The 3,367-nt window shown below is 65.0% G+C and carries 1 protein-coding gene; it reads right to left on the bottom strand.

Translation table 11 applies throughout. From position 1 onward, the window contains the following. A partial coding sequence (locus IU459_RS36835) for a non-ribosomal peptide synthetase (RefSeq protein ID WP_195134202.1) occupies positions 1–3,367 on the bottom strand: 3,367 nt, incomplete at both ends.

Raw genomic sequence — 3,367 nt, forward strand, 5'->3', positions numbered from 1 at the left:
ACCGCGGCCACGATTTCCTCGATCGGGGTCGACGGGGCACGGAAGGCTTGGACCTCGAACTCCGGTTCCGGCAACGCCTTACGATCCAGTTTGCCGTTGACGTTCAGCGGCAAAGCGTCGAGGACCACGAACGCCGACGGCACCATGTACGACGGCAAACCCGCCGTCAGCGCCGACTTCACCGCAGCGACATCCACACCCGCCTCGGCCTCGGCATCGGCCGCCACCAGATAGGCGATCAAACGGTCACCAGTCTTCGGATCGGACTTCGCGATCACCGCGGTCTGCGCGATTTCGGGCAGCGCCAACAGCGCGGCCTCGATCTCACCCAGCTCGATCCGGAATCCACGAATCTTCACCTGGAAGTCCGTACGACCCCGATACTCCAGCTCACCATCGGCATTCCAGGCGACCAGGTCACCGGTGCGGTACATCCGCGCACCCGGCTCGAACGGATTGGCGACGAACCGATCCGCCGTCAGATCCGCGCGACCGAAGTAACCCCGCGCCAGCTGCGCACCCGCCAGATACAGCTCACCCGACACACCGTCCGGCACCGGCCGCAAGCGGGAGTCCAGCACATACACCTGGCTGTTCCACTCCGGGACACCGATCGACACCGACACCTCATCGGCGAGGGTGACCCGGTGGCTGGTGATCGACACCGCCGCCTCGGTCGGACCATACAAGTTGAACAACTCGGTGCGCGGATGTTCCCGCAGGAACCGCTGTGCGACCGAACCTGGCAGGGCTTCACCGATCGCCAACACCCGCCACAACGAATTCGGCATCCCAGCCGTGACCAGCGCATCCAGCATCGACGGCACCGCATGCAGAGTGGTGACCCACTCCCGAGCCATCAACTCATTCAGGTAGCCCGGATCACGGTGCCCGTCCGGTGCCGCGATAACCAGCCGACCACCACAGACGGCCGCCGACCAGAACTCCCACACCGACAAATCGAACGTCGCCGCAGTCTTCAACAGAATCGCATCAGCGGCATCCAGACCGAACTCGACGGCCTTCCATTGCAACTGGTTCGCGATAGCACCATGCGAAACCGCGACACCCTTCGGGCGACCCGTCGAACCGGAGGTGAAGATCACATACGCAGTGTTCTCCGGCCGCAACGGCGCAACCCGATCGGCATCAGCCACCGGCGACGCATCCACCGCAGCCAGGTCGAGTTCATCAATCCGCACCACCGGCGCGACATCGTTGTCGAACTCCGCCTCCGCATTGGTCAACACACACACCGGTGCCGCGGTCTCGAGGATGTAGTCGGTCCGCTCAGCCGGATGATCCGGATCGAGGGGAACATACGCCGCACCGGCTTTCGCGACCGCGTACATGGCAATCACGAGATCCACCGACCGGCGCAGAGCCAGCGCGACCCGATCCTCGGCACCGATTCCCCGCCCGAGCAGGTAGCGCGCCAGCCGGTTGACCCGAGCATCCACCTCGGCGTAGGTCAACTCCAGTCGCCCGGCACCTGCCGGACCGTCACCGACCAGTGCCACGGCGTTCGGATCGGCGGCGACGGTGGCATCCAGCAACGAAACCAACGTCGCGGTCGAATCCAGCGCCGAGGCGGTCGCGTTACGGCCGACCACCAACTCCGTGCGTTCGGCGGCGTCGAGCAGTTCGAGGTCACCCACCGGAGTGCGCGGCGCGGCGATGATCTCACCGAGCAGACGCGCGAACCGATCCACGAAGCCCTGCACCGTATCCCGGTCGAACAGGTCCGTTGCGTAGGTGAATACCCCGGTGACACCGAGCGGCTCACCTGCATCGCTGTAGTGGTCGGCTGCGATCAGGTGCAGGTCGAACTGCGACAGCTCGGTATCGATATCCAACCCGGACACGCTCAGGCCCGGCAGCTCCAGCGCGGCCTGGGCCAAGTTCTGGAACGACAACCCGACCTGGAACAACGGATGCCGCGCGGTCGAACGAACCGGGTTGAGCACCTCGACCAAACGCTCGAACGGCACATCCGCGTTGGCGAACGCCTGAATATCCGTCTCACGCTGACGAGCAAGCAGATCAGTGAACGCCTCGTTCGCTTCCACCCGGGTGCGGAAGACCAGGGTGTTGACGAACATACCGATCAGATCGTCCAGGACGGCTTCGCCGCGGCCTGCCATCGGCGTGCCGATAGCGATGTCGTCAGCGCCGGACAACCGCGACAGCAACACAGCCAGCGCCGTGTGCACGACCATGAACAGCGTCGCGCCCTCCGCACGCGCCAACTCGATCAACGCCTGATGAGTCTGGGCATCCACCCGCAACTCGACCTTGCCACCCGCGAACGACTGCACCGCAGGACGCGGCCGATCCGACGGCAAATCCAACTGATCCGGCAGACCAGCCAACGCCGACTGCCAATAACCCACCTGCTTCGACGCCAACGACTCCGGATCATCCTCGCTACCCAACAGCTCACGCTGCCAGATGCTGTAGTCCGCGTACTGCACCGCCAGCGGCGCGAAATTCGGGATGTTCCCCGTCGAGCGAGCCACATACGCCGCCATCAGGTCTCGCGTCAACGGACCCACCGATGAACCGTCACAAGAAATGTGGTGCACCACCATGGCCAGCACATATTCCACCGGTGCGGATTCAGCGTAATCCGCTGTATCACCGGCGATCTGGAACAAGGCGACCCGCACCGGCACCTCGGCGGTGACGTCGAAGATCGTCGAGGTCAGCGCCACCACGGCGGATTCGATCGCTTCGGGCGCGACCACTCGGACGTCCAAGCGCGGAACGGCCTGTCCCGGCGGCAGGATGACCTGCACCGGGCCGTCCTCGGTCTGCGGGTAAATGGTGCGCAGAATCTCATGCCGCACGACGACATCCGACACCGCCTGCTGCAATGCGGCGATATCGAGCGCCCCGGTCAGCCGCACCGCGATCGGCACGTTGTACGCGGCGGAATCGGTGTCGAACTGGTTCAGGAACCACATCCGCTGCTGCGCCAGTGACAACGGAATCCGGTCCGGTCGTGGACCGGCCACCAAATCCCGGCGACCGCCTGCGCCAGCGTGCCGCTCGGCCCGCACAGCCAGCCCCGCGACCGTAGACGCCTCGAACAGCCACCGCACCGGGACGCGGGTGTCCAACGCCTTACCGATACGGGCAGCGACCTGCGTCGCCAGCAGCGAATTGCCGCCGAGCGCGAAGAAATCGTCATCCGCACCCACACGCTCGACACCGAGCACCTCGGCATACACCGACGCCACGATCTCCTCGATCGGCGTCGACGGCGCACGGAAAGCCTGAACCTCGAACTCCGGCTCCGGCAACGCCTTACGATCCAGCTTGCCGTTGACGTTCAACGGCAACGCATCCAGCACCACGAACGCCG

The sequence above is a fragment of the Nocardia amamiensis genome (assembly GCF_015477605.1).
In the GTDB taxonomy this organism is placed as follows: domain Bacteria; phylum Actinomycetota; class Actinomycetes; order Mycobacteriales; family Mycobacteriaceae; genus Nocardia; species Nocardia amamiensis_A.